Here is a 26,671-nt window from a genome sequence, read left to right as displayed (position 1 = left end):
GAGATCAGGCCAGCTTCTTCCCCTTGGTGGCGCGCACGCCGCGCCACGCCATCAGCGCAGCTTCGTCCAGTGTCAGCGCCTTCGGGCGCCCGCGCGAGCCAGGCACATTCAGCACGAGCCGGCCGCGGAACAGATCCAGCATGGCCAGCGATTCGCCTTCGGGCAGCGTCATGATCTTCACGCCCTTGCCGCCGGACAGTGTCTTCATTTCGTCGAGCGGGAACACCAGCAGGCGATCGCCCGACATCGCCACGACCCAGGCGTCGTCCGGCTGCAGCCGCAGCGGCGGCAATGCCAGCGTGCCGTCGGTATTCAGGAAGGCCTTGCCGGCGCGGTTGCGGCTCACCATGTCTTCGATGGTGCAGACGAATCCGTAGCCGCCGTCCGATGCGACAAGGTAGCGACAGCCGGGCTCGCCGGTCAGCACCGCGACCAGCTTCTTGCCGGCCAGATCGGCCAGCGAAGACACCGGCACGCCGTCGCCCTTGCCGCTGGGCAGGTCGGTCGGCTTGATCGTGTAGCTGCGGCCGTCGGCGTCAAGCAGGATGACCGGCCACACGGTGCGGCACTTCAGCACCGCCAGCGGACCGTCACCGGCCTTCCAGGTGAGCGCGGCCTCATCGACGTCGTGACCGGAACGCAGGCGGCCGAAACCGCCGCGCGACACGATGACGGTGACCGCCTCGTCGATCTGCGGCACCTCGCGCGCGCGCGTCGCCTGCACATCGGCATTCACCCGGGTGCGCCGCTCGTCGCCGAAGCGTTCGACATCGGCCTTCACCTCGTCGCGCACGAAGCGGCGCAGTGCCGTGTCGCTGCCCAGGATGCCCAGCAGGCCGGTGCGTTCGGCATCGAGCGCGTCGCGCTCCGCCTGCAGTTTGATCGCTTCAAGCTTCGCCAGCTGACGCAGGCGGATTTCCAGCACGTCCTCGGCCTGCCGCTCGGTGATGCCGAAACCGGCCATCAGGTCGGCCTTCGGATCGTCGGCGGCACGAATGATGGCGATCGCGCGGTCGATGTCGAGCAGGATGGCCAGCCGACCATCGAGAATGTGCATGCGCTCGTCGATGTCGGCGATGCGCTGGGTCAGCCGGCGCGACACCGCGGCGAGCCGGTAGTCGCACCATTGGCGCAGCACCGCCGGCAGGCCGATCTGGCCGGGCCGGCGGCGCGTGTCCAGCAGCGTCAGGTTCAGACTGGTGTTGCATTCGAGGTCGGTATAGGCGAACAGGAAAGCCAGCAGATCCTCCTGGCTCACCGCGCGCGACTTCGGTTCGATCACCAGTCGCACCGGATGGCGCGCATCGGATTCGTCGCGCACCGAGTCGATCAGCGAGGTGGCCAGTGTTTTCGTGCGCGCCTGGTCGTCGCTGATCTTCTTCTTGTCGCCCTTGGGCCTGGGGTTCGCGAGATCGTCGATGCGGGTCAGGATGGCGCCGGTGCTGACACCGGGCGGCAGTGCCGTGACGACGATCTGCCACTGGCCGCGCGCCAGCGCCTCGACTTCGTAATTGGCGCGCATGCGGAACGAGCCGCGCCCTTCCTTGTAGGCGGCGACGATGCTCTCGCGCGACGAAATGAGCGTCGCGCCATTCGGAAAGTCCGGCCCCTGAAAGCAGTCGATGAGGTCGTCGTCCGGCATGCGCGGGTCGACCAGCAGACGGCAGGTCGCTTCGCCGATTTCGCGCAGGTTGTGCGGCGGAATCTCGCACGCCATGCCGACCGCAATGCCGGAGGCCCCATTGGCCAGCACCACCGGCAGGCGCGCCGGAAGCAGCGCCGGTTCCTGCTGCGTGCCGTCGTAATTCGGCTGGAAGTCGATGACGCCCGCGTTCAGTTCCGACAGCAGCACGTGGCGCGCAAAGGCGGTCAGCCGGCACTCGGTGTAACGCATCGCGGCGGCGTTGTCGCCGTCCATCGAACCGAAGTTGCCCTGACCGTCGATCAGCGGATAGCGCAGCGTGAAGGGCTGCGCCAGACGCACCATGGCCTCGTACACCGACGAGTCGCCGTGCGGATGGTACTTGCCGATCACGTCGCCCACCACGCGCGCCGACTTCTTGTGCGCCGCATCGGGCCGCGCGAAGCCATCCATCGCGAACAGGATGCGCCGCTGCACCGGCTTCATGCCGTCTTCCAGCCCCGGCAGCGCGCGCGAGGTGACGACCGACATGGCATAGGTCAGATAGGCCTGCGACGCATGCGCGTCGATCGGCACGTCATCGATGTCGGGTTCGAACAGGGTGTCGCTCAATTCAGGAACTCCAGTGACGGGTAACGCACTTCGCAGGTTGGGGTGAGCGCAGCGATGCCCAACATGCCCATATGCCGGCCGCGTCGTGAAAGAGGCGTGTGACGTTGGGCATCGCTGCGCTCACCCCAACCTACAGGGGTTCGATTACGCATCGGGCACCACGCTGTCGCCTTCCTGTTCCATCCAGCGGCGGCGACGCTCGGCTTCCTTCTTGCCCATCAGCATGGTGAAGGTGTTCATCACCACGTCGGCGTCGGCGCCCGGCGTGATGCGGATCAGCCGTCGCGTTTCCGGGTTCATCGCGGTTTCCTTCAGCTCGTCCGGATTCATCTCACCCAGGCCCTTGAAGCGGCTGACGGTCAGTGCGCTCTCGGCAATGCCGTCATTGATCAGGCCGTCCAGCATGCTGTCGCGCTCCGCTTCGTCGAGCGCGTACAGCCGGCGTGCCGGGCGCGCCCTGGTCGGGGCGATCTTGATGCAGTACAGCGGTGGCTGGCCGATGAACACATGGCCGCGCGCAATGAGGCGCGGGAAGTGGCGCAGGAACAGCGTGAGCTGCAGCGTCTGGATGTGCGCGCCATCGACGTCGGCGTCCGACAGGATGATCACCTTGTGGTAGCGCAGACCGTCGAGCACGGTGTCGGGTGCGTCCGGCTTGTGCGCGTCGATGCCCAGCGCCACCGCGATGTCGTGCACTTCGTTGTTGGCGAAAATTTCCGACGCGTCGATTTCGAAGGTATTCAGCACCTTGCCGCGCAGCGGCAGCACCGCCTGAAAGGTGCGGTCGCGCGCCTGCTTTGCGCTGCCGCCGGCCGAATCGCCCTCGACCAGGAAGATTTCGTTCTGCTCCGGCACCGTGCCGGTGGCGTCTGTCAGCTTGCCCGGCAGCAGGGTGACGCCGGAACCGGTACGCTTTTCAACCACCTTGCCGGCGCGCGCGCGCGACTGCGCGCTGCGGATGGCCAACCCGGCGATGCGCTGTGCTTCGGCCGCGTGATCATTGAGCCAGCGGTCGAGCGCATCCTTGATCGATTCATACACCAGCTTCACGGCCTCGCGGTTGTTCAGCTTGTCCTTGGTCTGGCCCTGGAAGCGGGGTTCCAGCACCCGGGCGCTCAGCACGTAGCTGGCGTGATGCGACACGTCTTCCGACTGCAGCGCCAGCTTGGCCGGCATCAGACCATGGTGCGTCGCGTAGTCCTTCACCGATTCGAACAGCGCCTGGCGCATGCCGGATTCGTGCATGCCGCCACCCGGCGTCGGAATCAGATTGACGAAGGATTCGCGCACCGAGGCGCCTTCGACGAAGCCGATCGCCCACTCGGCGCCCTCGCCCGCGTCGTAGCCCGGCAGTGCGCTGCGCGCACCGGCGAACACTTCCGGACGCGGTGCGCCGGGTGCCGTGTCGCCGATCGCCTCGAACAGCTGTTCGCGCAGATAGTCTTCCAGCCCGTTCGCGTAGTGCCACTCGCGCGTGTCGCCGCTTTCCTCGTCCTGGAACACGATGCGCACGCCGGGCAGCATGGCGCTGCGTGCGCGCAGCAGATGTTCGACATCGGCGCGCTTGATCTTCGCCGTGGCGAAGTAGCGTGGGTCGGGCCAGGCACGCACCCGCGTGCCGTTGTGCGCTTTCGGGCAGCTGCCGACTTCGGTCAGCCCCTGCGATACACCGTGGTCGAAGGCAATCGCGTACTCACGGCCGGCGCGCTTCACGGTCGCCTCAAGCCGCTTCGACAATGCGTTGGTGACCGTGACGCCGACGCCGTGCAGGCCGCCTGCGATGCGGTAGGCCTTGCCTTCGAACTTGCCGCCCGAGTGCGGAATGGTGAAGATGACTTCGATCGCCGGCACGCCCTTGGTCGGATGGATATCGACCGGAATGCCGCGCCCGTTGTCCTCCACCGTCACCGATCCGTCGGTATGCATGATCACGCCCAGCCGGTCGGCAAAACCGCCCTGCGCCTCGTCGCAGGCGTTGTCGATCATTTCCTGCACGATGTGGTTCGGACTTTCGGTCCGCGTGTACATGTCCGGCCGCTTCTGGATCGGCGCGATGCCTTCGAGCACCTGGATTTCGGCGGCGTTGTAACTGCTGGGTTTGTTCATGTCGCAGCGGGCTGAGGTCGGTGGAACAGAGATGTTCGGTACAGCGCGCGCCGACGAGGCCGCGCGAAAAGTGCGCTAGTTTGCATGCAATGGCGCCCTGCCGTCGATACCGTCGTTGCGTGGCAGCCGATTGTCCGGCGAGGCGCGCCCTGGCGGGTCGCTCGTGTAGACTGCGTCCCTTTTTGCCGACGCCATGTGGTTCAAGAACCTCCAGATCTACCGCCTCTCCACGCCGTTCACCGCCACCCCCGACCAGCTGGCTGAAAAGCTCGCTGCGCAGGCCTTCCAGCCCGGCACCAGCATCGAAATGCAGCGCATGGGCTGGGTGTCGCCGCGCAACGACGAGTCGCTGGTGCACGCCGTGGCCGGTCAGATGATGATTGCGCTGCGGGTTGAAAAGAAGCTGCTGCCGGCGTCGGTCATCAATCAGTTTGCCAAGGCACGCGCGCAGGAGATCGAGGAGCAGCAGGGTTACAAGCCGGGCCGCAAAGAAATGCGGGAAATCAAGGATGCGGTGACCAATGAACTGCTGCCGCGCGCGTTCGCCATCGCGCGCGACACCCGGGTGTGGATCGACCCGGTGCGCAATATGATCGTCGTCGATGCCGCCGCCAGCGCAAAGAGCGACGAAGTGATGCAGTTGCTGAACGAAAGCATCGAAAATCTCGGCGCGCGGCCCCTGCAGACTGCGCTGTCACCGGTGTCGGCGATGACCTCGTGGCTGGCGTCCGACGAGGCGCCCGCCGGCTTCACCGTCGATCAGGACACCGAACTGCGGTCCAGCACCCAGTCCAAGGCCACGGTGCGCTATACCCGCCATGCATTGGAAGCCGAAGACCTGCGCCGCCACATCGAAGCCGGCAAGCAATGCACGCGCCTGGCGATGACCTGGGCCGAACGGGTGTCCTTCACGCTGACCGAAACCCTGACCCTGAAGCGCATCGCGCCGCTAGACGTGCTGACCGAAAAGGAAGATGGCAGCGGCGATGAAGCCGAGCGCTTCGACACCGACTTCGCGTTGATGACGGGCGAACTGGGCAGATTGATCGATCAGCTGATCGAGACGCTGGGCGGCACGGACGCGCGTTGATGCGCAACGCGCGCGGGTTTACGCCGCGATGGGCAGCTTCCCGAGCAGTTTTGCCGCGAACTCCTCAGGCGGCAGCGGACGGGAATACAGGAAGCCCTGTATCAGATCGCACTCCATGTCGACCAGCAGGTCTCGCTGGTCGGCCTTTTCGACGCCCTCGGCGACGATGCTGAATCCAAGCGATCGGGCAAGCGAAATGACCTGCCGGACGATGGCCTGTTGACGCAGGTCGCCGACGAGGTTGCGGATGAAGGCGCGATCGAGTTTGAGGGTGTCGGCCGGCATTTCAGTCAGATAAACCAGCGAGGAATAACCGGTACCGAAGTCGTCCAGCGCAATCTTCACGCCGACGTCGCGCAGGCGCTGCAAGGTCGTGCGCACCGTGCCGCCTGCCCCGACCTCCGATGTTTCGAGAATCTCCAGTTCGAGCCGGGTGGACGAAAGGCCGTGCCGTTGCAGTGCCGCCACAATCCTGTCGAAAAAGTCCGCAGTCCCCAGATCGGCGGGGCTCACGTTGATGGAGACCGGAATCGGGGGCAGCCCCGCCTTGTCCCACGCCGCCATCTGCGCGCACGCCGTGTCGAGCACGAAGTCGGTCAGCCAGCCATTCAGACCGATATCCTCGATCAATGGAAGAAACGCGCCCGGCGACACCAGCCCGCGCGATGGCGATTGCCAGCGGATCAGCGCTTCGGCGCCCCTGATGGCGCCATCGCGCGCGCTCACCTTCGGCTGGAAGTGCAGCAGAAGCTCTCCGTTCTGAACGCCCCGACGCAGCGCCTGGGCGAGATCGAAGCGCTCGCTCACCGCCGCATTCATCGATTGCGAATAGAAGTTGAAGCCGCCACGGCTGAACTTCTTTGCTTCGTGAAGCGCAACTTCGGCAGTACTCATCAACGATTCGAAGTGGTCCGAATTGTCCGGGTAGAGCGAGATGCCTATGCTTGCCTGCGAAATGACATCCCGACCGTCGAGGTGCACCGGCGACGCCAGCAAGGGGTGGATACGCTCAGCGATGCCATGCAGCACAAGCATGCGTTCCGCGTCATCCATACCCGTTACGAGCATCACGAATTTATCCCCGGCGAGACGTGCAACGGTGTCCTCCGGTCGCATCAGGGATTCAAGGCGACGCGACGCCTCGATGAGGAACATGTCGCCCGCAGTCTGGCCGAGCGCTTCGTTGATGGAATTGAAGTCGTCAAAATCGATGTACAGGGCGGCGACCGACGTCTTCTCCCGATCCGCTCGCGTGAGCGCCTGCGTCACACGATCGCGCAGCAGCGTGCGATTCGGAAGGCCGGTCAAGGCGTCGTAATGTGACTGACGGTAGAGCTTTTCCTCCCACGCGAAGCTGGATCCCGCAACCGACATCCGATCGGCAAGATTGCGTCCGGCGGTGATGATCTCCTCCTTGTCCTGCCAGCCATTGGTCGGCAGCGCGAGCACGAGCAGACCGTCGAGCCGCCCATGGCTGCGCACCGGGAACATCAGCGCACCCCGGCCCGGCTGTTGCGGCTGGCCGCTCAGCAGCGACTCGACGTCGATCCGAACATCATTCCACTCGTCGACGCAGAGGCTGCAGATCTGCGTCAGGACATCGGCCGACACATCAAGGCGCGGAGAAAGCTGTCCGTCGCCGGTACGCGCACGCGCATAGGTGGCCGTTCCGTTCGCATCGATGAGTGCGATGCCTGCAGCGTCGCAGGGAATGGCGTCGAGCACGCCCGAAAGGATGGCTTCGGTCACCCGTGCCGGCTCGCCCGAACCGAGTACTGCGCGATCGAGCTCGGCAAGCAATCGAAGCATGTCGAACTTGCGCTTCAGGCGATCGGACATCGTATTGAAGGTTGCGCCGAGCAGGGCGAATTCATCATCGCCCGGCACGTCGACACGGGTATCCATTTCGCCGCGCGCAAGACGTTTGACACCCCGTGTCAGCGCATCAAGGGGCTCTGTCTGCCGGCCGATCTGGCTCGCCGCCATCGCGACGACCAAGCCCAGTGCGAGCGCGAAGATCGCGATGAACCCGTAACGAAGGTGGGCGAGCGGCAAGGTCAGCGACTGCGCGGGGACAGTCGTTACCACGTGAAAAACGCCGGCCCCGTAAAGACCTTCCAGGTGGGCGCTCCAGTGACCCGCGAGGTGGGGCACGCCGTTGGACGATGCGGTGATCAGTGTCCGATCACTCGAAGACAGGTCAAGCACCGGGAGCTGCAGCCCCTGCGTGCACAGGATGGGACGCTGCTGCTTGTCGAGAATGCAGTAGGGCGTATCGACCGAATGTCTCTGCCACAAGGCAGCCGGGTCAAGGCGGCCGTAAATGATGCGGTTGTCGATGCTCCGACGGACGACAAGCAAAGGCGCATGCGCGCCGAAAAGGCGGACGGTTGCGCCGTGTGCGGCAAGCCCCCGCGCTTCGTCGGCATCGAGCGCCGGCACCTGCGGATCACGTTCGTCCCTGACCCAGACGAATCCAGTTGCCTCCCCCGCTATTTCGCGCGCACCGCTCTCCTTGAGCACGCCGACGCGCAGGCTTAGCTCGTTGATGAGTTCCATGCCAAGGCTTTTGCTGTCGTCACGCAGGGCGTGCTGGAGCTGATCCACCAACTGCTCGCGCATTTCGCTGTAGGCGAAAGTCGCCAATACCACCATCGGCAGCAGGGCTGCGATCAGGAACCGGCTGAAGAGGCGGCGTCCGAAACGGCTCCGCAGATGAAGTCGGACAGACATTCAGTGGTCGACGGCCAGGCCAACAAACGCGCCATTACCGGCGCGGACAATGTCGTCGCGCGAGGTGGCAGCCGTGAGCGGCTTCTGGCTTCGGCCATCCTTGCCCATGCTGTAGAGGTCGTAGTCGCTGTTCAGCGGCACCAGATTCTTGTCCTTGCGCAGCTGGCCCCGATTCGGACGTGGCGTGCCGGCGATGCGCAGGTATTCGAAAGCGTTGCCCCAGGGGTCGAGTGCCTCGCCGAAGCCCACCTCGGCGAGCGTGGCCGGAAATTCGTTCGCCCTGATCACATGACGATCGATCGCCATCATGATGTTGGTCATGTCGGCCATCGCAGCAGTTTGCTTGCTGCGCTCGACATAGGCTTCATAGTTCGGAAGCGCGATCGCGACAAGCGCCCCGATGATCGCGACCACTGCAAGCAGTTCGACAAGCGTGAATCCCGAAATCCGGTTTAGCCCCCGCACCGCCCGCCTCCTCTCGATGAATCGAAAATACATGGCTGGGTCTGACGACCGTCATTCGCACATCAGGCATTAACGGCTGATCGGACTGATGGCTTGAGAACCCGGACTGCCGCTACCCGGCATTCGGCGACGCCGCACAACGCGGATCAACCAGGAATCAAAACAAGGAAACTGCGGGGGAAAACGACTTGGGGAGTGGGGTGGCTGATGGGACTCGAACCCACGACAACCGGAATCACAATCCGGGACTCTACCAACTGAGCTACAGCCACCACTGGAACGCTGATCGAGCGATCAGCGCTTGAAACTCTCGGGCCACACGTACAACTGGCCTGCCCGGCAGGAATCGAACCCGCAACCTACGGCTTAGAAGGCCGTTGCTCTATCCAGTTGAGCTACGGGCAGGTACTAAGTTACCGCGTTGCGGACCGATGTTCTGGTCGGGGTGGAGGGATTCGAACCCCCGACATCTTGCTCCCAAAGCAAGCGCGCTACCGGGCTGCGCTACACCCCGAGAGCGCGCGATACTACCGGCGCGAAGCCGCGCGGTCAATGGCTGCAGGGCGGGTGGATCAAGAAAATCCACCCTGCCCCGCAGTCATCACTCCTGCGGGTCGGCCGCTTCAGGCGCCGCGAGCAGCGCCTTCATCGACAGGCGGATGCGACCCTTCTCGTCGGTTTCCAGCACCTTCACCTTCACCTGCTGGCCTTCCTTCAGGTGGTCGGCGACGTTGGCGATGCGCTCGTTCGCGATCTGGGAAATGTGCAGCAGACCGTCCTTGCCCGGCAGCACGCTGACGATGGCGCCGAAATCGAGCAGACGCAGCACCGTGCCGTCGTACACCTTGCCCACTTCGACTTCCGCCGTGATTGCCTCGATGCGGCGCTTGGCGTTCTCGGCGGCTTCGGCGCTGACCGATGCGATGGTGATCGTGCCGTCGTCGCCGATGTCGATCGTGGCGCCGGTCTCTTCGGTCAGCGCGCGGATGACGGCGCCGCCCTTGCCGATCACGTCACGGATCTTTTCCGGATTGATCTTCATCGTCAGCAGGCGCGGTGCGTAGGTCGACACGCCTTCACGGGCGCCGCTCATCGATTCCTGCATGATGCCCAGGATGTGCTTGCGCGCCTCGTGCGCCTGCGCCAGCGCGACCTGCATGATTTCCTTGGTGATGCCCTGGATCTTGATGTCCATCTGCAGTGCAGTGATGCCGTTGTCGGTACCCGCCACCTTGAAGTCCATGTCACCCAGATGATCTTCGTCACCGAGGATGTCGGTCAGCACCGCGAAGCGATTGCCGTCCTTGATCAGGCCCATGGCGATGCCGGCCACGTGCGCCTTCAGCGGTACGCCGGCGTCCATCAGGGCGAGCGAGCCGCCGCATACCGAGGCCATCGACGACGAACCGTTCGATTCGGTGATTTCCGACACCACACGCATCGAGTAGCTGAATTCATCGGCCGGCGGCAGCACGGCGAGCAGCGCGCGCTTGGCCAGACGGCCGTGGCCGATTTCGCGACGCTTCGGCGTGCCGAAACGGCCGGCTTCGCCGGTGGCGAACGGCGGCATGTTGTAATGGAGCATGAAGCGGTCGCGATATTCGCCGCCCAGCGCATCGATGATCTGCTCGTCACGACCGGTGCCCAGCGTGGCGATGACCAGCGCCTGCGTCTCGCCGCGGGTGAACAGCGCCGAACCGTGGGTACGCGGCAGCACGCTGTTGCGGATGTGGATCGGACGCACGGTGCGCGTATCGCGACCGTCGATGCGCGGCTCGCCGTTCAGGATGCGGCTGCGGACGATGCGGGCTTCGATGTCGAAGAAGTAATTCTTGATGGTGTTGACGTCCGGCGCATTGGCCGCGTCGGCGGTCAGTGCGGCAACGACTTCATTGCGGAGCTCGCTCACGCGCTGGCTGCGCGTCTGCTTCTGCGTGATGCGGTAGGCTTCCTGCAGCTTTGCTTCGGCCAGACCGACGATGCTGTTCCACAGCGCCTCGTCGCGCGCCGGGGCCTGCCATTCCCACTCCGGCTTGCCGGCGACTTCGACCAGTTCGTTGATCGCGTTGATCGCGGCCTGCATCTGTTCGTGACCGAACACGACGGCGCCCAGCATGATTTCTTCCGACAGCTGCATCGCTTCCGATTCCACCATCAGAACGGCCGCTTCGGTGCCCGCGACGACCAGATTCAGCTCGCTGGTCTTCAGTTCGGTGGCAGTCGGATTCAGGATGTACTGACCATTGGCGTAACCCACGCGCGCGGCGCCGATCGGGCCGCTGAACGGGATGCCGGAAATCGACAGTGCTGCCGACGTGCCGATGAGAGCGGGAATGTCGGAATCGACTTCCGGATTCAGCGACAGCACCTGCACGATGACCTGCACTTCGTTGTAGAAACCTTCCGGGAACAGCGGACGGATCGGGCGATCGATCAGGCGCGACGTCAGTGTTTCCTTCTCGCTCGGACGACCTTCGCGTTTGAAGAAGCCACCCGGGATGCGACCGGCTGCGTAGAACTTTTCAGCGTAATCGACGGTGAGCGGAAAGAAGTCCTGTCCCGGCTTGGCCGTCTTCGAGGCCACTACGGTGGCCAGCACCACGGTTTCGTCGATGCTCACCATGACGGCACCACCAGCCTGGCGGGCGACCTCACCGGTCTCCAGCACAACCTTCTGGTTGCCGAACATGAATTCCTTGCGGGTAGCGTTAAGCAAGTTGATTCCTTTCGTTTCGATTCACGGCGGACTTGCGCGCCCGCCAAAAAACAAACCGGCGGAGTCGCATGGACTCACGCCGGTGTGTTGTGTCAGGCCGATGAAGGCTTGACCGTAGTCTGCAGAAGCAATTACTTGCGCAGCCCGAGACGTCCGATCAGCGCACGATAGCTGTCTGCATCGGTGCGCTTGAGGTAATCAAGCAGCTTGCGACGCTGGCTTACCATCTTGAGCAGACCACGGCGGGAGTGGTGGTCTTTCACGTGTTCCTTGAAATGGCCGGTGAGGCCATTGATGCGTGCGGTCAGCAGGGCAACCTGGACTTCGGGTGACCCCGTATCGCCGGCCACGCGCTGGAAGTCAGCCACAATGCGGGCTTTTTCGGCGGTAACGATAGCCATCTATCTAAACTCTCTCGTCTGGAAAACCCAAAATTATACGCCAGAACGGCGCAATCTCAAGCCTTTTGGCCACTTTCCTGAGGCAAAAGGCGTTTCACCTGCAATCGACCGGAACATGCACTGACCAGTCCGAGAAACACTGTGCCGTCATAGGCCCGGGTGACCTGTCCGTCGACCATGGACCCGCCGTCCGCGACGGCCTCAAGCGGCACGATCTGCCCCTGGATCAGCCGTCGTGCCGACTCGCCATCGAGCTGGCAGGCCGGCAGATCCTGCAAAAGACAGTCGGGCGGAAGCAGCAGACTCATGCGTTGCGCCTCGTCGAGCGCGGCGAGCGCTTCGAGCGTATGTGCGGTGTCGAGTGACAAGGGACCGGTCAGCGTGCGCCGCAATCCGCTCAGATGCGCACCGCAGCCGAGCATTTCGCCGATGTCTTCGGCCAGCGTGCGGATGTAGGTGCCCTTGCTGCAGCGCACCCGCATCGAAAATGCGGGCAGTGCGCAGTCGAGCAATTCGATGTCGAGGATGCGTACGTGGCGCACTGCGCGCTCGATGGTTTCGCCGGCACGCGCGTATTCGTACAGCGCCTTGCCCTGGTGCTTGAGTGCGGAGTGCATCGGCGGAATCTGCGCGATGTCGCCGCGGTGGGCTGCCAGTGCGCCCAGCAGGCGTTCGAGACTTACGTCGACCGGACGGGTGTCGAGGATTTCGCCCTCGGCGTCGCCGGTGCTGGTGCGCACGCCCAGCCTGACCTGCGCGAGATACTCCTTGTCGGCATCCAGCATCAGTCCGGCAAAGCGCGTTGCATCACCGAAACAGACGGGAAGCAGCCCGCTGGCAAGAGGATCGAGCGTACCGGTGTGACCCGCGCGGGCGGCCTGGAACAGACGGCGTGCTTTCTGAAGCGCGTCGTTGGAGCTCAGACCGATGGGCTTGTCGAGCAGCAGCACGCCATGAACCGCTTTCCAGCGCGAACGGGGTTGCAACTCAGTCTTCGCCGCTCGAGGAAGGTCCGGAATGCAGCGCCTTGTCGATCAGGCGCGACAGGTGATCGGCGCGTGCAAGTGTCTCGTCGTGAACGAAATGCAGCGCCGGCGTCGTGTGGATGCGCACCCGGCGGCCCAGTTCGCGGCGCAGGAAACCGGAGGCGCGTACCAGGCCTTCCTGGATGTGCTCCAGCGCCTCACCCTCCGCCATCGTGGTGTAGAAAATCTTGGCGTGCGCGTAGTCGGGCGTGATCTCGACCGCGGTCAGCGAAATCATGCCGACGCGCGGGTCCTTCAACTCGGTCGCGATCAATTGCGCAAGTTCGCGCCTGATCGCTTCCGACACCCTGTCGCTGCGTGAATAACGTTCGCTCATCTGGTGGGCGGGCCGATATCAGGCCAGCTTGCGGGCAATCTCTTCGATCTCGAACACTTCGAGCTGGTCGAGTTCTTCGATTTCGTTGTAGCCGCGCAGCGACAGGCCGCACTCGTAGCCTTCCTTCACTTCCTTCACGTCGTCCTTGAAACGCTTGAGCGATTCGAGTTCGCCGGTCCAGACGACCACGTTGTTGCGCAGCAGGCGCGCACTGGCGCCACGCTTGACCAGACCCGAGGTGACCATGCAGCCGGCAATGGTGCCGATCTTGGTGCCGCGGAACACCTGGCGGATTTCCACGGTACCCAGGATGTTCTCGCGCTTCTCCGGCGACAGCATGCCGGACAGCGCAGCCTTCACTTCATCGACAGCTTCGTAGATGATCGTGTAGTAGCGGATGTCGACACCGAAGTTTTCGGCCAGCTTGCGGGCGCCGACGTCGGCACGCACGTTGAAGCCGATGATGACGCCCTTCGAAGCCTGCGCCAGATTGACGTCGGTTTCCGAAATGCCGCCGACCGCTGCGTGGATGACCTGCACCCGCACTTCCGGTGTCGATAGCTTGGTGAGCGACTGCACCAGCGCTTCCTGCGAACCCTGCACATCGGCCTTGATGATGAGCGGAAGGATCTTGACCTCGCCCTCGCCCATCTGCTCGAACATCGATTCCAGCTTCGCCGCCTGCTGCTTGGCCAGCTTCACGTCGCGGAACTTGCCCTGACGGAACAGCGCGATTTCGCGCGCCTTGCGTTCGTCGCCCAGCACGAGCGCTTCGTCGCCCGCGGCAGGAACGTCGGACAGGCCCTGAATCTCGACCGGTATGGACGGGCCGGCTTCGCTGATCGACTTGCCCGCTTCGTCGAGCATGGCCCGTACGCGACCGAAGACCTGACCGCACAGAATGATGTCTCCGCGCTTGAGCGTGCCCTGCTGCACCAGCACGGACGCCACCGGGCCCTTGCCCTTGTCAAGGCGTGCTTCGATCACCAGACCGCGGGCCGGCGCGTCGCGCGGGGCGGTCAGTTCAAGCACTTCGGCCTGCAGCAGCACATTCTCGAGCAATTCATCGATGCCGGTACCGACCTTGGCGGATACCGAAATGAACGGCGAATCACCACCGTATTCTTCCGGCACGACGCCTTCGGCCACCAGTTCCTGCTTGACGCGATCCGGGCTGGCGCCCGGCTTGTCGATCTTGTTGATCGCCACGATCAGCGGCACATTGGCCGCCTTGGCGTGGTGGATGGCTTCGCGCGTCTGCGGCATCACGCCGTCGTCCGCAGCGACCACCAGAATCACGAGGTCGGTTGCCTTGGCACCGCGGGCACGCATGGCCGTGAAGGCCTCGTGACCCGGCGTGTCGAGGAAGGTGATCATGCCGCGCGGCGTATCGACGTGATAGGCGCCGATGTGCTGCGTGATGCCACCCGCTTCGCCTGCGGCCACCCGGGCACGCCGGATGTAGTCGAGCAGCGAGGTCTTGCCGTGGTCGACGTGACCCATGACGGTCACGACCGGCGCGCGCGGCAGCAGCTCGACGTCCCTGTGTTCTTCCGTGGTTTCGCCGAGGAAGGCTTCCGGGTCGTCCAGCTTCGCCGGCTTGGCGATGTGGCCCATTTCCTCGACCAGAATCATGGCCGTTTCCTGATCAAGCACCTGATTGATCGTGACCATCTGACCGAGCTTCATCAGCACCTTGATCAGTTCTGTGGCCTTGATCGCCATCTTGTGCGCCAGATCGGCCACCGAAATCGTTTCCGGCACCAGCACCTCACGCACCACGGCCTCGACCGGTGCCTGCTGCTGGCCGCCCTGGTCGTGGTCGCGATGGTTGCGTCCCTTGGGACCGCCACGCCAGCCGCCGGTGCCAGCGTCACCGCGGGTCTTGATCTGGCGGCGCTTCGCCGCGTCGTCCTTCCATGCCGTGCCGGGCTTCGCCTTGGCGGCCGGTGCCGGCTTGGCCTTGGCACCCTTGTCTTCGACCTTGGCCGGCTTGTGCAGGGTTCCAGGTGTCGCCTTCGGTGCAGCGGTTGCCGCTTTTGCAGCCTCTGCCGCCGCCTTCTCCTTGGCGGCCTCTTCTTCCAGGGCACGCACCTGACGCGCCTCGATGTCGAGACGTACCTGAACTTCGCGTTCCTTCTTGGCCTTGAGCTCGCGCTCCTGGATGGCCAGCAATTCCGAGTGACGCTTGGCTTCGCGTTCGCGGGCAGTCGGTGCGCGCAGGACGGGCGCCTCTGGAACGACCTCTGAAACCGCCTCCTCCACCGCGATTTCCGGTACCGGCTCGACGGCGACTTCTTCGATTACCGCTGCAACAGGTTCCGGCTCCGGCTCTGCAACCGGGACCACGACAGGAACTTCCACCGGCTCGGGAATCGCGACCGGCTCGGGCACGACCAGCTCTTCGACCACCGGCGCTTCGGCGACCGCCTTTTGTGCGGCCTCTTCAGCCAGAAGCTCCGCCGGATCCCGCTTGACCAGCACGCGCTTCTTGCGCACTTCAACCTGAACGGTTCGAGCCTGTCCGGATGAATTGGTCGCCTTGATTTCGGTCGTTTCGCGACGGGTCAGCGTGATTTTCGTCTTTCCCGCGGTGTCACCGTGCTGACGACGCAGGTAGTCGAGCAGACGGGACTTGTCCTGCTCGGTCAGCGAATCACGTTCGCTCTGCTTGTCGACACCCGCATGCCTCAGCTGCTCAAGCAGCGTGGCAGCCGGCATTTTCAGCTCGGTCGCAAATTGGGAAACACTCATCAACGCCATACCTGTCCTCGATTATTCAAACCAGTGCGCGCGCGCAGTGGTAATCAGCGATGTCGCACGTGCGGAATCGATGCCGGCGATTTCAACCAGTTCATCGACCGCCAGATCTGCGAGATCGTCACGCGATCGCACATTGGCTCGCGCAAGCTGCGCAGCCAGTGGCTTGTCCATGCCGTCCAGCCCGAGCAGATCGTCATCGACCTGCTCCAGCTGCTCCTCGTCCACGATGGCTTCGGTCAGCAACACGTTGCGTGCGCGGTTGCGCAGTTCATTCACCGTATCTTCGTCGAAAGCTTCGATTTCGAGCACTTCGGCAAGCGGCACATAGGCAACTTCTTCCAGCGTCGAGAAGCCTTCCTCGATCAGGATGTCGGCCACCTCTTCATCCACATCGAGCTTCGCCATGAACAGCAGCCGGATGGCCGCATTCTCGGCATCGGACTTGGCGGCCGACTGCTCGATGGTCATCAGGTTGATCTTCCAGCCTGTCAGCTCGGATGCGAGGCGCACGTTCTGGCCGCTGCGCCCGATGGCGATCGCCAGATTGTCCTCGCTGACGACGACATCCATGCTGTGGGCGTCCTCGTCGACGACGATACTCGCAACTTCGGCCGGCGCCAGCGCACCGATGACGAATTGGGCCGGATCGGGCGACCAGAGAATGATATCCACCCGCTCGCCGCCCAGTTCATTGGTCACCGCCTGCACGCGCGACCCACGCATGCCGATGCAGGTGCCCTGCGGATCGACGCGCGGGTCGTTTGATTTCACCGCAATCTTCGCGCGAATGCCGGGGTCGCGTGCCGCGCCCTTGATTTCGATCAGGCCGTCTTCGATCTCGGGTACTTCAAGCTCGAACAGCTTCATGATGAATTCCGGCACCGTGCGCGACAGGATGATCTGCGGGCCGCGCGCCTGGCGATCCACACGCAGCAGAATGGCCTTGACGCGATCGCCGACACGCAGGTTTTCCCGCGCAATGATGTGTTCCCGCGGCAGCAGAGCTTCCAGACGACCGCATTCGATGATGGCGTTGCCGCGTTCGATGCGCTTGATGGTGCCGGTGACCAGATGGTCCTTGCGTTCGAGGAAATCGCTCAGGATCTGTTCGCGCTCGGCATCGCGGATGCGCTGCAGGATGACCTGCTTGGCTGCCTGTGCGCCGATGCGACCGAAATCGATCGGCTCGAGGGCTTCTTCGATGTATTCATCGAGCTGAACGTCGGCAATCTGTTCCTGCGCATCGGTCAGACCGATCTGCGCCTCTTCGTTTTCGAATTCGCTGTCAGGTACCACCAGCCAGCGCCGGAAGGATTCGTACTCGCCGGTTTCGCGGTCGATGGTCACGCGCACGTCGGCGTCGTCATGGGTACGCTTCTTCGTGGCCGAAGCCAGTGCAGATTCAAGTGCGCCAAACACCACTTCGCGGGCGACATTCTTTTCGCGCGCCAGCGCATCAACCAGCAACAGAATCTCGCGACTCATCGTTTCAACTCCTGCTTGCGTTCAAAGTCCGGCACCAGACGGGCGCGCTCGATCTGCGACAACTCGAACTCGTGTGCCACACCCTTGATTTCCATGGTCAGTCGGCCGTCGCTGACGCCTGCCAGGCGCCCGCTGAAACTTCTCTGGTTGTTCAACGGGATGCGTAGCCGAAGCTGCGCTTCCTGCCCGGTGAAACGGATGAAGTCGGCCGCTTTCTTGAGCGGTCTGTCGAGACCCGGCGACGACACTTCGAGCCGGTCGTAATCGACGTTTTCAACGGTGAAAAGTCGTGAAAGGTGATTACTCACCGTCACGCAATCATCCACAGTGATGCCCTGCTCCGCATCGATGAAAATGCGCAGCAGGCGCCCGCGCGGGGACGTTTCAACATCGACCAGTTCGTATCCGAGCCCGCTTACCGCCTGCTCGATGAGCTCTGCAACATTCATCCTTGCAACACAATTCCGGACGCACAAATAAAAAATGGGCTGACCGCCCATCAAACAAACGCCGGCACCGCCAGCGCGACAAGTCCGTTAGTGTATCAGAGCGCGACAATCCACTTCAACATGAATGGCCAGATTGCCAGCGCACAAGGATGTTTTGAAAGTCAGGATTCTCCGGCCGGGGCGGCCGAGGGACGACGCCGGCGTCGCGGTGCGCGTTTGCGCGGCGTCGTTTCGCCGTCGGCACGCTGTGCCTGGACCGGCGCCTGACCGGACGGTGCGCCGTTGCCCGGTTCGCGCGGCTTGCGCGGGCCGCGCCGGCGGCCGTTGCCCTGCCCCGGTTTGGATGCCGGAGCAGCCTCTGCAGATTTCGCACGCGGCTTGCCTGCGGCCGGTACGGCGGTCAGCAGGCGCGATACGTCTTCCGGCTTCAGTTCTTCCGCTTCGCCACGGTGCAGGCGGCGTGGCAATTCGAACGGGCCATAGCGCACGCGCATCAGGCGGCTCACCGCCAGGCCGACGGCCTCGAACATGCGCCGGACCTCGCGATTTCGACCTTCCGAAATGGTGACGCGATACCAGTGATTGGATCCTTCGCCGCCACCGTCGGACAGTGCATTGAACTTCGCAATGCCGTCGTCGAGCTCGATGCCGGCGGTCAGGCGGGTGGCCTGTTCGTCGGTCAGTTCGCCGATCAGGCGCACGGCGTACTCGCGTTCGAGCTCGTAGCTCGGGTGCATCATCTTGTTGGCCAGCTCGCCACTGGTCGTGAATACAAGCAGCCCCGAAGTATTGAAGTCCAGCCGTCCGACAGCGATCCAGCGGCCGCCACCGACGCGCGGGAGTTTGTCGAACACCGACGGCCGTCCTTCCGGATCGTCGCGCGACACGATTTCACCTTCCGGCTTGTGGTAGATCAGAACGCGCGGTGCGCGCGGCGCGAAGTGGATGTGGATGAGCTTGCCATTGACGCGAACCTTGTCTTCCGGCCCGACACGCTGGCCGACGTGCGCCGGCAGCGCGTTCACGCTGATGCGCCCGGCAACGATCCAGTCTTCGAGCTCGCGGCGCGACCCGAGTCCCATGTCAGCAAGCATCTTGTGCAGCTTCTGCGGCTCGGAAAACACGACCGGACCGCGCTTCTTGGGACGGCTGTCCTGCGATCTGTAATTGGCCACGTTGCCATTGACCTGGGGCCCGCCCGGTCTACGCTTACCTTGCATCATCGAAATTCATCACCTTCTGTAGTTCGGCCAGGGGTGGCAGCTCGGCAAGCGTGCGCAGCCCCAGATCGTCGAGGAATCGTCGAGTCGTGGCATACAGTGCCGGCCGCCCGGGGACTTCCCGGTAACCTACGCTGTCGATCCAGCCGCGACCTTCAAGCGCCTTGATGATGCCCGGCGACACCGACACCCCGCGGATGTCTTCGATGTCGCCGCGCGTCACCGGCTGGCGATACGCAATGATCGCCAGCGTTTCCAGAACCGCACGCGAGTAGCGTGGCGGCTTTTCGTTCTTCAGTTTTTCCAGATACGGCTGCAGATCCGCACGGGTGCGAAAACGCCACCCGGACGCGATCTGTATCAGTTCGACACCGCGCCCCGACCAGTCGTCGCGCAATTCGTCGAGCAGTCGACGGAGCACCGACGCTTCCAGTTCCTCATCGAACATCCGTCTGAGTTCGGCGATCGAAAGTGCGTCCTGCGCTGCGAGCAGCGCCGCTTCGAGTATCCGCTTGATATCAGACGGATTCGGCGACAGCAGGTGTGGCGTGTCGGACATAAATCGGCGCAAAAGCTTCAATCTGAAGCAGTTCAATCAGGTTCTCGCGGGCCAGTTCAAGTACCGCGAGGAAATTCACCACCATCTGCGCTGCCGGCGCACCGGCTTCGAACAGCTGGTCAAAGCGCAGCGAACCTTCGTCTGTCAGGCGTCGCAGGATGCCGGACATGAATTCACGCACCGACAGGGCCTCGCGACTGACCTTGTGGTGACGGGTAACGTCGGCGTGTCGCATCAGCGCCAGCCACGCCAGCTGCAGATCCACCGCGCTCACCGCAGGTTGAATCTCGGCAATTCGCTCGGCGACCTGCACGCCCACCCATTCGTGTTCGCGCTGCGCGCGCGGAATGGCGTCGAGCGCCAGCGATGCCGCCTTCATCTGTTCGTATTCGATCAGCCGCCGAACGAGTTCGGCACGCGGATCCTCGCCTTCGTCCGCCGATTCGCGCGGCGGACGCGGCAGCAACATCCGGGATTTGATCTCCAGGAGCATCGCGGCCATCAGCAGATATTCGGCTGCAAGTTCAAGGCGGTGCTCGCGCATGGCCTCGACATAGACCAGATACTGCGCAGTCAGCGGCGCCATCGGAATATCGAGGATGTCGACATTCGCCTTGCGGATCAGGTAGAGCAGCAGATCGAGCGGGCCCTGGAACGCATCCAGGAACACTTCGAGCGCGTCGGGCGGAATGTACAGGTCGAGCGGAAGTTTTTCCAGCGTCTCGCCATACAACCGCACCGGTGTCGGTACAGCGGCTTCAATCAGGAGCGCGTCGCCCGACATCAGGCGTAGTTCAGACCCATGGCTTCGCGCACGTCGCGCATCGTTTCCGACGCCAGCTTGCGCGCGCGTTCGCAGCCGTCGGCGACGATGTTGCGCAACAGCATGGGGTCTTCCTCGTATTGCCGCGCACGTTCATGGATCGGCGCCTGTTCCTTCAGCACGGCATCGATCACCGGCTGCTTGCAATCGAGGCAGCCGATGCCGGCCGAACGACAGCCCTCCTGCACCCACTGCTTCGTGCTGTCGTCGGAATAGATGACGTGAAACTGCCAGACGGGGCAGCGATCCGGGTCACCGGGGTCGGTACGCCGCACGCGCTGCGTGTCGGTCTTCATGCCGCGGATCTTCTTGGTCACCAGATCCGGCTCTTCGCGAAGCATCAGCGTGTTGTTGTAAGACTTCGACATCTTCTGTCCATCCAGTCCCGGCATGCGCGCCGCTTCAGTCAGCAGCGCGCCGGGCTCGGCCAGAATCATCTTGCCGCCGCCTTCCAGGTAGCCGTACAGCCGCTCGCGGTCACCCAGACTCAGGCTCTGCGCCTCGTCGAGCAGCGCATGCGCCTGTTCCAGTGCCTCGTCGCGACCTTCCTGCTGATACAGCGTGCGCAGTTCCTCGTAGAGCTTGCCGCGCTTGCCGCCAAGCTTCTTCACCGCTTCGCGCGCCTTTTCCTCGAACCCCGGTTCGCGGCCGTACAGGTGGTTGAAGCGGCGTGCGACTTCACGGGTAAGTTCGACGTGCGGCACCTGATCCTCACCCACCGGCACCAGATTGGCGCGGTAGATCAGGATGTCGGCCGACTGCAGCAGCGGATAGCCGAGAAAGCCGTAGGTCGCCAGATCCCTGTCGGAGAGCTTGTCCTGCTGATCCTTGTAGGTCGGCACGCGCTCCAGCCAGCCGAGCGGGCACATCATCGACAGCAGCAGGTGCAGTTCGGCATGCTCGGGTACCCTCGACTGGATGAACAGCGTCGCCTGCGACGGATCGACGCCAGCCGCCAGCCAGTCGACCAGCATGTCCCACACGCTGCGTTCGATGACCTGCGTGTCTTCATAGTTGGTGGTCAGCGCGTGCCAGTCGGCGACGAAGAACAGACAGGGGTACTCGTGTTGCAGACGCACCCAGTTCTTCAGCACCCCGTGGTAATGGCCGAGGTGCAGGCGCCCGGTCGGGCGCATGCCGGAAAGAACACGTTCAGCGTACATGGTGTGGAATCATCCAGTTCAGAAAAGCAGCGCAATCAAGGCCAGTCTGGCCAGCGTCAGCAGCGGGCGCAGGATACTGTCCAGCACGCCGGTCAGCAAAAGTGCAAGCAGCAGGAACAGGCCGTAGGGCTCAAGCCGGGCAAAGGCCATCGACGGTCCGCGCGGCAGCAGACTCACCATGATGCGGCCGCCGTCCAGCGGCGGAACCGGCAGCAGGTTGAGCACCATCAGCAGCAGGTTGATCAGGATGCCCGCCTCCGCCATGAGCGTCAGCGGCTCGCCAAAATACTGGGGAGAGGCGTCCAATGCAAATTTGTAGACCAGTCCCCAGGCGACGGCCATGACCAGATTGGCACCTGGCCCGGCGGCGGCCACCCACAGCATGTCTTGCTTGGGGCGGCGTAACAGGGAGAAGTTGACCGGTACCGGCTTGGCCCAGCCGAACAGCAGGCCGGGCTGGCCGAGCATCGCGGCACCGAAATACATGATCAGCGGCACCAGTACCGTGCCGACCGGATCGATGTGCTTCAGCGGGTTGGCCGTGATGCGCCCGGCCAGATGTGCAGTCGGATCTCCCTTGAGCAGCGCGGCGTAGCCGTGTGCGGCTTCATGCAGGGTGATCGCCAGCACCACCGGGATGATGATGATGGCCAGTCGCGCGATCATGTCATCCATGTGCGCTCCCTGCTGCAGGCTGCGCTCACGATTCTTCGAGACCGAAACGCGACACGTCACCGGCGCCGGCGCGTATCAGCACCGGCTCGCCCGACGACAGATCGATCACCGAAGTCGGCCGGGTGCCGCACGAACCGGCTTCGATCACCAGATCCAGTTCGTGCTGCAGGCGCTCCCGGATGTCGTCTGCATCGGTCAGCGGCAGTTCTTCTCCGGGCAGCAGCAGCGTCGAGCCGAGCAGCGGCTCGCCCAGTTCGGCCAGCAGGCTGGACACGACGGGATGGTCGGGCACGCGCAGCCCGATGGTCTTGCGCTTCGGATGCAGCATGCGGCGGGGCAGTTCGCGCGTCGCTTCCAGGATGAAGGTGTAAGCGCCGGGCGTGGCGCTCTTCAACAGCCTGAACTGTGTGTTGTCGACTCGCGCAAGGCTGGCGATTTCCGACAGGTCGCGGCACATCAACGTGAAGTGATGCTGTGCGTCGACGCCGCGGATGCGCCGGATGCGTTCCAGCACCTGCGCATCCCCCATGTGGCCGACCAGCGAATAGGCGCAGTCGGTCGGAATGGCCGCCAACCCGCCGGATCGCAGGATGTCGGCCGCCTGGCGTATCAGTCTGGGTTGCGGATTGTCGGGGTGAAGATTGAAAAGTTGGGCCAATTGGGATCGAAGGGAAAATCGGGGAGGAAAATCTGTATCAGATCGTCAGTGCAAGTCGTTTCGGGCACGTCGCCTGTCGCAGGCAGTTTCGGGCCGCCATGCGCAGGCTCAGGTCATGCAGATCACGCGTTCGTTCAGTTCCGGTGCCAGCCAAATCGGCTTCAGATCATCAGGAAGTGGTGCGCTGCACCCCAGATCCACGGCGCTTTCGTCCGGCGCGTGAAAATCCGAAGCGCGCGATGCGTAGAAGCCGAATCGGCGTGCGAGGCGGGCAAAGGTTCGCACTTCAGCATCGCCGTGCGAGCCGGATATCACCTCGATGCCGCGGCCGCCAAGCGTATGGAATTCTTCGAACAGCTGTTCGATCCGTTCGCCCGAAATGCGGTAACGCCCCGGATGGGCAATGACCGCGACGCCGCCGGCGCCATGTATCCAGGCCAATGCCTGCGACAGTGTGGTCCACCGGTGATCGACATAGCCCGGCCGCCCGGGCACCAGAAAGTTGCGGAACACCGCATGGATATCACCGGCATAACCCTGCTCCACCAGCACGCGCGCAAAGTGCGAGCGCCCGACGAGTGTCGGATTGCCGGCGTGGCGCATTGCATTTTCGTACGGCTCAACCACGCCCAGCAGTGACAGTTCGTCCGCAATGCGCAGGGCGCGCGCGTCGCGCCCGCTGCGCACCCGGGTCAGTCCGGCGGCCAGATCCGTATTCGAAGGATCGATGCCCAGCCCGACGACATGTACCGTGATGCCACCCCAACTCACCGATACTTCGACGCCATCGATGAAGGACAGGCCGCACTGCATCGCAGCGTTGCGTGCTTCGTCGAGCCCGTTCAGCGTGTCGTGATCGGTCAGCGACCAGAGCTCGACGCCGTTTGCCGCTGCGCGGGCGGCCAGTGCCGAAGGCGCAAGTACGCCGTCGGAGTGGCAGGAGTGGCAATGCAGGTCAGCGTTCATATCCGCCCGATTCTATCAGGCCATCGTCTCCCGCCCGGCGCAGCTACAATTCGTACTGGTCATTTCAACCTGGAACTGCAATGAATCACCCGGACACTCTTCGCTACACAGACACGCATGAATGGGTCAGGATCGAACAGGATGGCAGCGTGACGGTCGGCATCACGGACCACGCCCAGGACGCGCTCGGCGACGTGGTTTTCCTTCAATTGCCCGAGATCGGCCAGCAGGTTGCGCGCAGCGACTCGATGGCCGTCATCGAATCGGTCAAGTCGGCTTCGGATATCCATGCACCGGTGTCGGGCACGGTGACCGCAGTCAATCCGCCGGTCGCGGATGCACCCGAACAGGTCAACAAGGATCCATACGGGGCCTGGATGTTCGTCATCAAGCCGGATGACGCCGGCGAACTCGATGTGCTGATGGACGCCGCCCGCTATACCGCTTCCATCGCCTGATCACCCGGCCGCAGCCTGCCTACGATTTGCCGCGGCCGATGCGCTTGCCGTGCTTGCGCAGGCTGCCTGACAGCTGGTCGATGATTTCGCCGGCCGCAGCAACGATCTGGTTCGGTCCGAAACCGGCCGACTTCATTTCCCGATAGAAGGACTTGGCCAGCAGCTTGGCCATCTGGGCCGGCTGCGCCGCACCTTGCGTGAAGGCATCCATGGCAGGCAACGGCACCTTGCCATCGCTTTCCAGCGCGCGCTGCGCAAAACCCGAATTCAACAGGTAAGCCAGCTGAGCGACCTGGATCGCCTTGCCCGCGTACAGCGCCAGCGCTGCGAGCAACTGCTGGTCGATCACGGTGAACGGTGCTTCGCCACGTGGTCGGCGCACATTGATCACGCCCAGCACGCGGCCATCGAGCGAAAGCGGCTGGCAGATGAAACTGCCGCCCTCGCCCCGCACCCGGACATCGGGCGCGGCGGCATCGACGTCATCGATACGTTGCGCGATACCGCTCAGCAGCACGCTGCCGGAGGTCGACATGCCGACCCCGACCCTTGCCTGCACGGCGTCGTCGGCCAATTCGCCGCGCCACGCCGCTAGCCCGAGCAGCGCCTGCTCACCCTCGCCGTCGGCCAGCATGATGGACGCCCTCGCGCATTGCACGCCCGACCAAACGGCATCGATCACCTGATCGAGTGCCGCCTGCAACAGACCGCGGCCGGCATCAGGCAACGGCGACGATTTCGGCTTCTCAGCAGCCATCGCGCGTGCCGTTCATCGTCGTGGATGTGATCCACTCCGCAATCCGGACCCCCAGCGCATCAACGGCACGCGCCGATGCCGCCACACCGGCGGCCGCATCGGCACCGATCGCCGGTTCGCTGATCGCGAACGGCATGCTGGCCAGTACTCGCTGGCCGCGCATGTCGGTCAATGCGGCTCGACCGGACAGCAAGGCTTGCACACTGTCCGGCCGGACGTAATGCTGGATGAATTCATCGATGTCGATCCGCAGCCGGCAACCGGGGCTGGTGCCGGCGTCGTCGGTCTGCAGCATCTGGCGCAATGCGACGGTCAGCATTTCAGGCGGCGACGCGGCCCAGCGGCTGAATGCATAGACGTCGCGTCGCGTTGCACTTTCGTAGGCGAGGCGATAGTGCATCGCGCTGCCGTCAAGCCAGCTCGCCGACCGGACCTCTATGGAGCGCAGCCCCGGGATACGCTGCAAAGCGGCGCGTGCGCCGCCCAGATCGTGCAGTGCCGCTGCCGGCGGACGACTGACCAGCGGTCCGCAACCCGCCAGCATGAGCGACAGTACGGCCGTCCGTACCCACCGCCTTGATCCAGCCTTCATCGAGTCGCTCCTTCGGTGGCTGGCGCGAAACCGGGTTCCCCCGGTCCGGCACGCGACGTTTCGCGCCCCAGCAGCAGCGTCTGCGGCGATGATTCAAGCTCGCCCAGGACCCGGTTGAGCTGGCGCGAATTGCGTTGCACTTCGTCGATCAAGGATTGCAGCCGGGGCAAGGTGTCGTCGGTGACCTGCTGTCCGGCGACCGCGGCCAGCGTATCGACGCGATCCGCAAGCTGTTTCATCGAACCCAGCAGGGCACGCAGATCTTCCGCGGCGCGGCGACCTTCGCCGCTGGTCTGTTCGATGCTGGCCAGAATTGCGCTCAAGCGTTCGACATTCTGCGGTGACAGGACGGCCTGCGTACGTTCGAAAGTCTTTCGGGCCTCGGCGAGCACGACTGGCAGCCCGGCCAGCGACGCATCCAGATGCGCGGTGGCAGACTTCATATTGGCGAGTACGCTGGAAATCCGCTCGATGTTGCCATCGTCGAACAGCACATTCACGCGCAGCAGCACCTGCCGCAGAACGGCCATGGTGTCCGTTGCCTGCGAACCGAGCGCGTCGAACTGCGATCCACCGAGCGGTATGCGCGCAGGGCCCGTTTCGCTGGCCGGCAGGGGCGCCGGATCGGAGCCGTCATCGTCAAGATCGATCAGCGCGAGTCCGGTCACGCCAAGATAGGACAAGCGCGCGCGCGTGGCAGCGGTGACTGGAAAACGCTCCGGAATGTCGATGCGGACATGGATTTCACGCGGTACGTCGGGATTGATCGAAATCTCCTTCACCTTGCCCACCCGGATGCCGCGGTAGCGGACCTGCGCCTGCGGACTGAGTCCGCTGACATTCGACGTCGTCACCAACAGATATTCGCGCCCCACCTCGCTGTCGCTGGACAGGTACCAGGTTGCGAGCGCGACGCCTGCGCTCATCAGCAGAAGGAACAACCCTGCGGCAAGGGCGTGGGCGCGATTTTCCATCT

Annotated in this window: 23 protein-coding genes and 3 tRNA genes; 2 read left to right on the top strand and 24 right to left on the bottom strand. The window is 63.8% G+C overall.

Annotated features, from left to right (window positions below):
• Positions 1-4: 4 nt before the first annotated feature.
• Both parC and NMQ16_RS00775 read right to left on the bottom strand, forming a co-directional pair.
• Positions 5-2,254, bottom strand: a complete 2,250-nt coding sequence (gene parC / locus NMQ16_RS00780) for a DNA topoisomerase IV subunit A (protein WP_257078550.1) — start codon at positions 2,252-2,254, stop codon at positions 5-7.
• A gap of 144 nt (positions 2,255-2,398) precedes the next feature.
• Positions 2,399-4,360 carry a DNA topoisomerase IV subunit B gene (locus tag NMQ16_RS00775; protein WP_257078549.1) on the bottom strand — a complete coding sequence of 654 codons (1,962 nt, stop codon included), beginning with the start codon at positions 4,358-4,360 and terminating at the stop codon, positions 2,399-2,401.
• 193 nt (positions 4,361-4,553) lie between these two features.
• Here NMQ16_RS00775 and NMQ16_RS00770 point away from each other — a divergent pair, with 193 nt between their 5' ends.
• Positions 4,554-5,450: a recombination-associated protein RdgC gene (locus NMQ16_RS00770; protein ID WP_257078548.1), complete on the top strand. Its 897-nt coding sequence runs from the start codon at positions 4,554-4,556 to the stop codon at positions 5,448-5,450.
• A gap of 18 nt (positions 5,451-5,468) precedes the next feature.
• Here the strand turns inward: NMQ16_RS00770 and NMQ16_RS00765 are convergent, their stop codons facing one another.
• The 19 genes from NMQ16_RS00765 to NMQ16_RS00675 all read right to left on the bottom strand — a co-directional run bounded on the left by NMQ16_RS00765 (position 5,469) and on the right by NMQ16_RS00675 (position 23,888).
• Positions 5,469-8,183, bottom strand: a complete 2,715-nt coding sequence (locus tag NMQ16_RS00765) for a bifunctional diguanylate cyclase/phosphodiesterase (RefSeq protein ID WP_257078547.1) — start codon at positions 8,181-8,183, stop codon at positions 5,469-5,471.
• Complete coding sequence (locus NMQ16_RS00760) at positions 8,184-8,648, bottom strand: prepilin-type N-terminal cleavage/methylation domain-containing protein (protein WP_257078545.1); 465 nt, start codon at positions 8,646-8,648, stop codon at positions 8,184-8,186.
• Between the two features lie 196 nt (positions 8,649-8,844).
• Positions 8,845-8,920: transfer RNA gene (locus NMQ16_RS00755), tRNA-His, on the bottom strand.
• 56 nt (positions 8,921-8,976) lie between these two features.
• Positions 8,977-9,053 (bottom strand) — tRNA-Arg (locus NMQ16_RS00750).
• 32 nt (positions 9,054-9,085) lie between these two features.
• Positions 9,086-9,162 (bottom strand) — tRNA-Pro (locus NMQ16_RS00745).
• Positions 9,163-9,249: 87 nt separating this feature from the next.
• Entirely contained in the window at positions 9,250-11,337 is a 2,088-nt protein-coding gene (gene pnp, locus NMQ16_RS00740) for a polyribonucleotide nucleotidyltransferase (protein ID WP_257078909.1), read from the bottom strand.
• Positions 11,338-11,495: 158 nt separating this feature from the next.
• Positions 11,496-11,765 carry a 30S ribosomal protein S15 gene (gene rpsO, locus NMQ16_RS00735; protein WP_069040295.1) on the bottom strand — a complete coding sequence of 90 codons (270 nt, stop codon included), beginning with the start codon at positions 11,763-11,765 and terminating at the stop codon, positions 11,496-11,498.
• A 56-nt stretch (positions 11,766-11,821) separates the two neighbouring features.
• A complete protein-coding gene (truB, locus tag NMQ16_RS00730) occupies positions 11,822-12,751 on the bottom strand; it encodes a tRNA pseudouridine(55) synthase TruB (RefSeq protein ID WP_257078544.1) in 930 nt (309 codons plus the stop codon).
• A gap of 1 nt (position 12,752) precedes the next feature.
• The gene (gene rbfA / locus NMQ16_RS00725) at positions 12,753-13,127 is read right to left on the bottom strand and encodes a 30S ribosome-binding factor RbfA (RefSeq protein WP_257078543.1); all 375 of its coding nucleotides are present in this window, start codon (positions 13,125-13,127) and stop codon (positions 12,753-12,755) included.
• An 18-nt stretch (positions 13,128-13,145) separates the two neighbouring features.
• Entirely contained in the window at positions 13,146-15,881 is a 2,736-nt protein-coding gene (infB, locus tag NMQ16_RS00720; RefSeq protein ID WP_257078542.1) for a translation initiation factor IF-2, read from the bottom strand.
• A 21-nt stretch (positions 15,882-15,902) separates the two neighbouring features.
• Entirely contained in the window at positions 15,903-17,375 is a 1,473-nt protein-coding gene (gene nusA / locus NMQ16_RS00715; RefSeq protein ID WP_257078540.1) for a transcription termination factor NusA, read from the bottom strand.
• Entirely contained in the window at positions 17,372-17,824 is a 453-nt protein-coding gene (gene rimP, locus NMQ16_RS00710; RefSeq protein ID WP_257078908.1) for a ribosome maturation factor RimP, read from the bottom strand. Before rimP ends, nusA begins: the two co-directional genes overlap by 4 nt.
• A 161-nt stretch (positions 17,825-17,985) precedes the next feature.
• On the bottom strand, positions 17,986-18,999 hold the full coding sequence (rluB, locus tag NMQ16_RS00705; protein ID WP_373566738.1) for a 23S rRNA pseudouridine(2605) synthase RluB: 1,014 nt from the start codon (positions 18,997-18,999) through the stop codon (positions 17,986-17,988).
• Positions 19,000-19,033: 34 nt separating this feature from the next.
• On the bottom strand, positions 19,034-19,603 hold the full coding sequence (gene scpB, locus NMQ16_RS00700) for an SMC-Scp complex subunit ScpB (RefSeq protein WP_257078538.1): 570 nt from the start codon (positions 19,601-19,603) through the stop codon (positions 19,034-19,036).
• A complete protein-coding gene (locus NMQ16_RS00695; protein WP_257078537.1) occupies positions 19,563-20,387 on the bottom strand; it encodes a ScpA family protein in 825 nt (274 codons plus the stop codon). The genes scpB and NMQ16_RS00695 overlap by 41 nt, the downstream gene beginning before the upstream one ends.
• A complete protein-coding gene (locus NMQ16_RS00690) occupies positions 20,387-21,589 on the bottom strand; it encodes a tryptophan--tRNA ligase (protein WP_257078536.1) in 1,203 nt (400 codons plus the stop codon). Before NMQ16_RS00690 ends, NMQ16_RS00695 begins: the two co-directional genes overlap by 1 nt.
• Positions 21,590-21,607: 18 nt before the next feature.
• Positions 21,608-22,264 (bottom strand): site-2 protease family protein, encoded by a 657-nt coding sequence (locus NMQ16_RS00685; RefSeq protein WP_257078535.1) that lies wholly within the window; start codon positions 22,262-22,264, stop codon positions 21,608-21,610.
• A gap of 25 nt (positions 22,265-22,289) precedes the next feature.
• Positions 22,290-22,922 (bottom strand): L-threonylcarbamoyladenylate synthase, encoded by a 633-nt coding sequence (locus tag NMQ16_RS00680; protein WP_257078534.1) that lies wholly within the window; start codon positions 22,920-22,922, stop codon positions 22,290-22,292.
• 108 nt (positions 22,923-23,030) lie between these two features.
• A complete protein-coding gene (locus NMQ16_RS00675) occupies positions 23,031-23,888 on the bottom strand; it encodes a 3',5'-nucleoside bisphosphate phosphatase (protein WP_257078533.1) in 858 nt (285 codons plus the stop codon).
• Between the two features lie 80 nt (positions 23,889-23,968).
• On the opposite strand from NMQ16_RS00675, the gene gcvH reads away from it, so the two are divergent.
• Positions 23,969-24,346, top strand: a complete 378-nt coding sequence (gcvH, locus tag NMQ16_RS00670; RefSeq protein ID WP_069040308.1) for a glycine cleavage system protein GcvH — start codon at positions 23,969-23,971, stop codon at positions 24,344-24,346.
• 19 nt (positions 24,347-24,365) lie between these two features.
• Here the strand turns inward: gcvH and NMQ16_RS00665 are convergent, their stop codons facing one another.
• From NMQ16_RS00665 to NMQ16_RS00655, 3 genes are read right to left on the bottom strand one after another with little or no spacing between them, the layout of a single operon-like run.
• On the bottom strand, positions 24,366-25,103 hold the full coding sequence (locus NMQ16_RS00665; RefSeq protein WP_257078532.1) for a GAF domain-containing protein: 738 nt from the start codon (positions 25,101-25,103) through the stop codon (positions 24,366-24,368).
• Positions 25,093-25,695 carry a PqiC family protein gene (locus NMQ16_RS00660; RefSeq protein ID WP_257078531.1) on the bottom strand — a complete coding sequence of 201 codons (603 nt, stop codon included), beginning with the start codon at positions 25,693-25,695 and terminating at the stop codon, positions 25,093-25,095. Before NMQ16_RS00660 ends, NMQ16_RS00665 begins: the two co-directional genes overlap by 11 nt.
• A complete protein-coding gene (locus NMQ16_RS00655) occupies positions 25,692-26,669 on the bottom strand; it encodes an MlaD family protein (protein WP_257078530.1) in 978 nt (325 codons plus the stop codon). Before NMQ16_RS00655 ends, NMQ16_RS00660 begins: the two co-directional genes overlap by 4 nt.
• Between the last annotated feature and the right edge of the window lie 2 nt (positions 26,670-26,671).

The sequence above is a fragment of the Methyloversatilis sp. XJ19-49 genome, assembly GCF_024580145.1.
Lineage (GTDB): Bacteria > Pseudomonadota > Gammaproteobacteria > Burkholderiales > Rhodocyclaceae > Methyloversatilis.
Note: the sequence above shows the minus strand (reverse complement) of the source record. Positions and strands in the feature narration are given on the sequence as shown.

Coding starts and splice junctions, on each gene's coding strand:
- NMQ16_RS00775 (WP_257078549.1), bottom strand. CDS start 4,360: ATGAACAAACCCAGCAGTTACAACGCCGCCGAAATCCAGGTGCTCGAA.
- NMQ16_RS00770 (WP_257078548.1), top strand. CDS start 4,554: ATGTGGTTCAAGAACCTCCAGATCTACCGCCTCTCCACGCCGTTCACC.
- NMQ16_RS00765 (WP_257078547.1), bottom strand. CDS start 8,183: ATGTCTGTCCGACTTCATCTGCGGAGCCGTTTCGGACGCCGCCTCTTC.
- pnp (WP_257078909.1), bottom strand. CDS start 11,337: ATGTTCGGCAACCAGAAGGTTGTGCTGGAGACCGGTGAGGTCGCCCGC.
- rpsO (WP_069040295.1), bottom strand. CDS start 11,765: ATGGCTATCGTTACCGCCGAAAAAGCCCGCATTGTGGCTGACTTCCAG.
- rbfA (WP_257078543.1), bottom strand. CDS start 13,127: ATGAGCGAACGTTATTCACGCAGCGACAGGGTGTCGGAAGCGATCAGG.
- infB (WP_257078542.1), bottom strand. CDS start 15,881: ATGAGTGTTTCCCAATTTGCGACCGAGCTGAAAATGCCGGCTGCCACG.
- nusA (WP_257078540.1), bottom strand. CDS start 17,375: ATGAGTCGCGAGATTCTGTTGCTGGTTGATGCGCTGGCGCGCGAAAAG.
- rimP (WP_257078908.1), bottom strand. CDS start 17,824: ATGAATGTTGCAGAGCTCATCGAGCAGGCGGTAAGCGGGCTCGGATAC.
- scpB (WP_257078538.1), bottom strand. CDS start 19,603: ATGTCCGACACGCCACACCTGCTGTCGCCGAATCCGTCTGATATCAAG.
- NMQ16_RS00695 (WP_257078537.1), bottom strand. CDS start 20,387: ATGTCGGGCGACGCGCTCCTGATTGAAGCCGCTGTACCGACACCGGTG.
- NMQ16_RS00690 (WP_257078536.1), bottom strand. CDS start 21,589: ATGTACGCTGAACGTGTTCTTTCCGGCATGCGCCCGACCGGGCGCCTG.
- NMQ16_RS00685 (WP_257078535.1), bottom strand. CDS start 22,264: ATGGATGACATGATCGCGCGACTGGCCATCATCATCATCCCGGTGGTG.
- NMQ16_RS00675 (WP_257078533.1), bottom strand. CDS start 23,888: ATGAACGCTGACCTGCATTGCCACTCCTGCCACTCCGACGGCGTACTT.
- gcvH (WP_069040308.1), top strand. CDS start 23,969: ATGAATCACCCGGACACTCTTCGCTACACAGACACGCATGAATGGGTC.
- NMQ16_RS00665 (WP_257078532.1), bottom strand. CDS start 25,103: ATGGCTGCTGAGAAGCCGAAATCGTCGCCGTTGCCTGATGCCGGCCGC.
- NMQ16_RS00660 (WP_257078531.1), bottom strand. CDS start 25,695: ATGAAGGCTGGATCAAGGCGGTGGGTACGGACGGCCGTACTGTCGCTC.
- NMQ16_RS00655 (WP_257078530.1), bottom strand. CDS start 26,669: ATGGAAAATCGCGCCCACGCCCTTGCCGCAGGGTTGTTCCTTCTGCTG.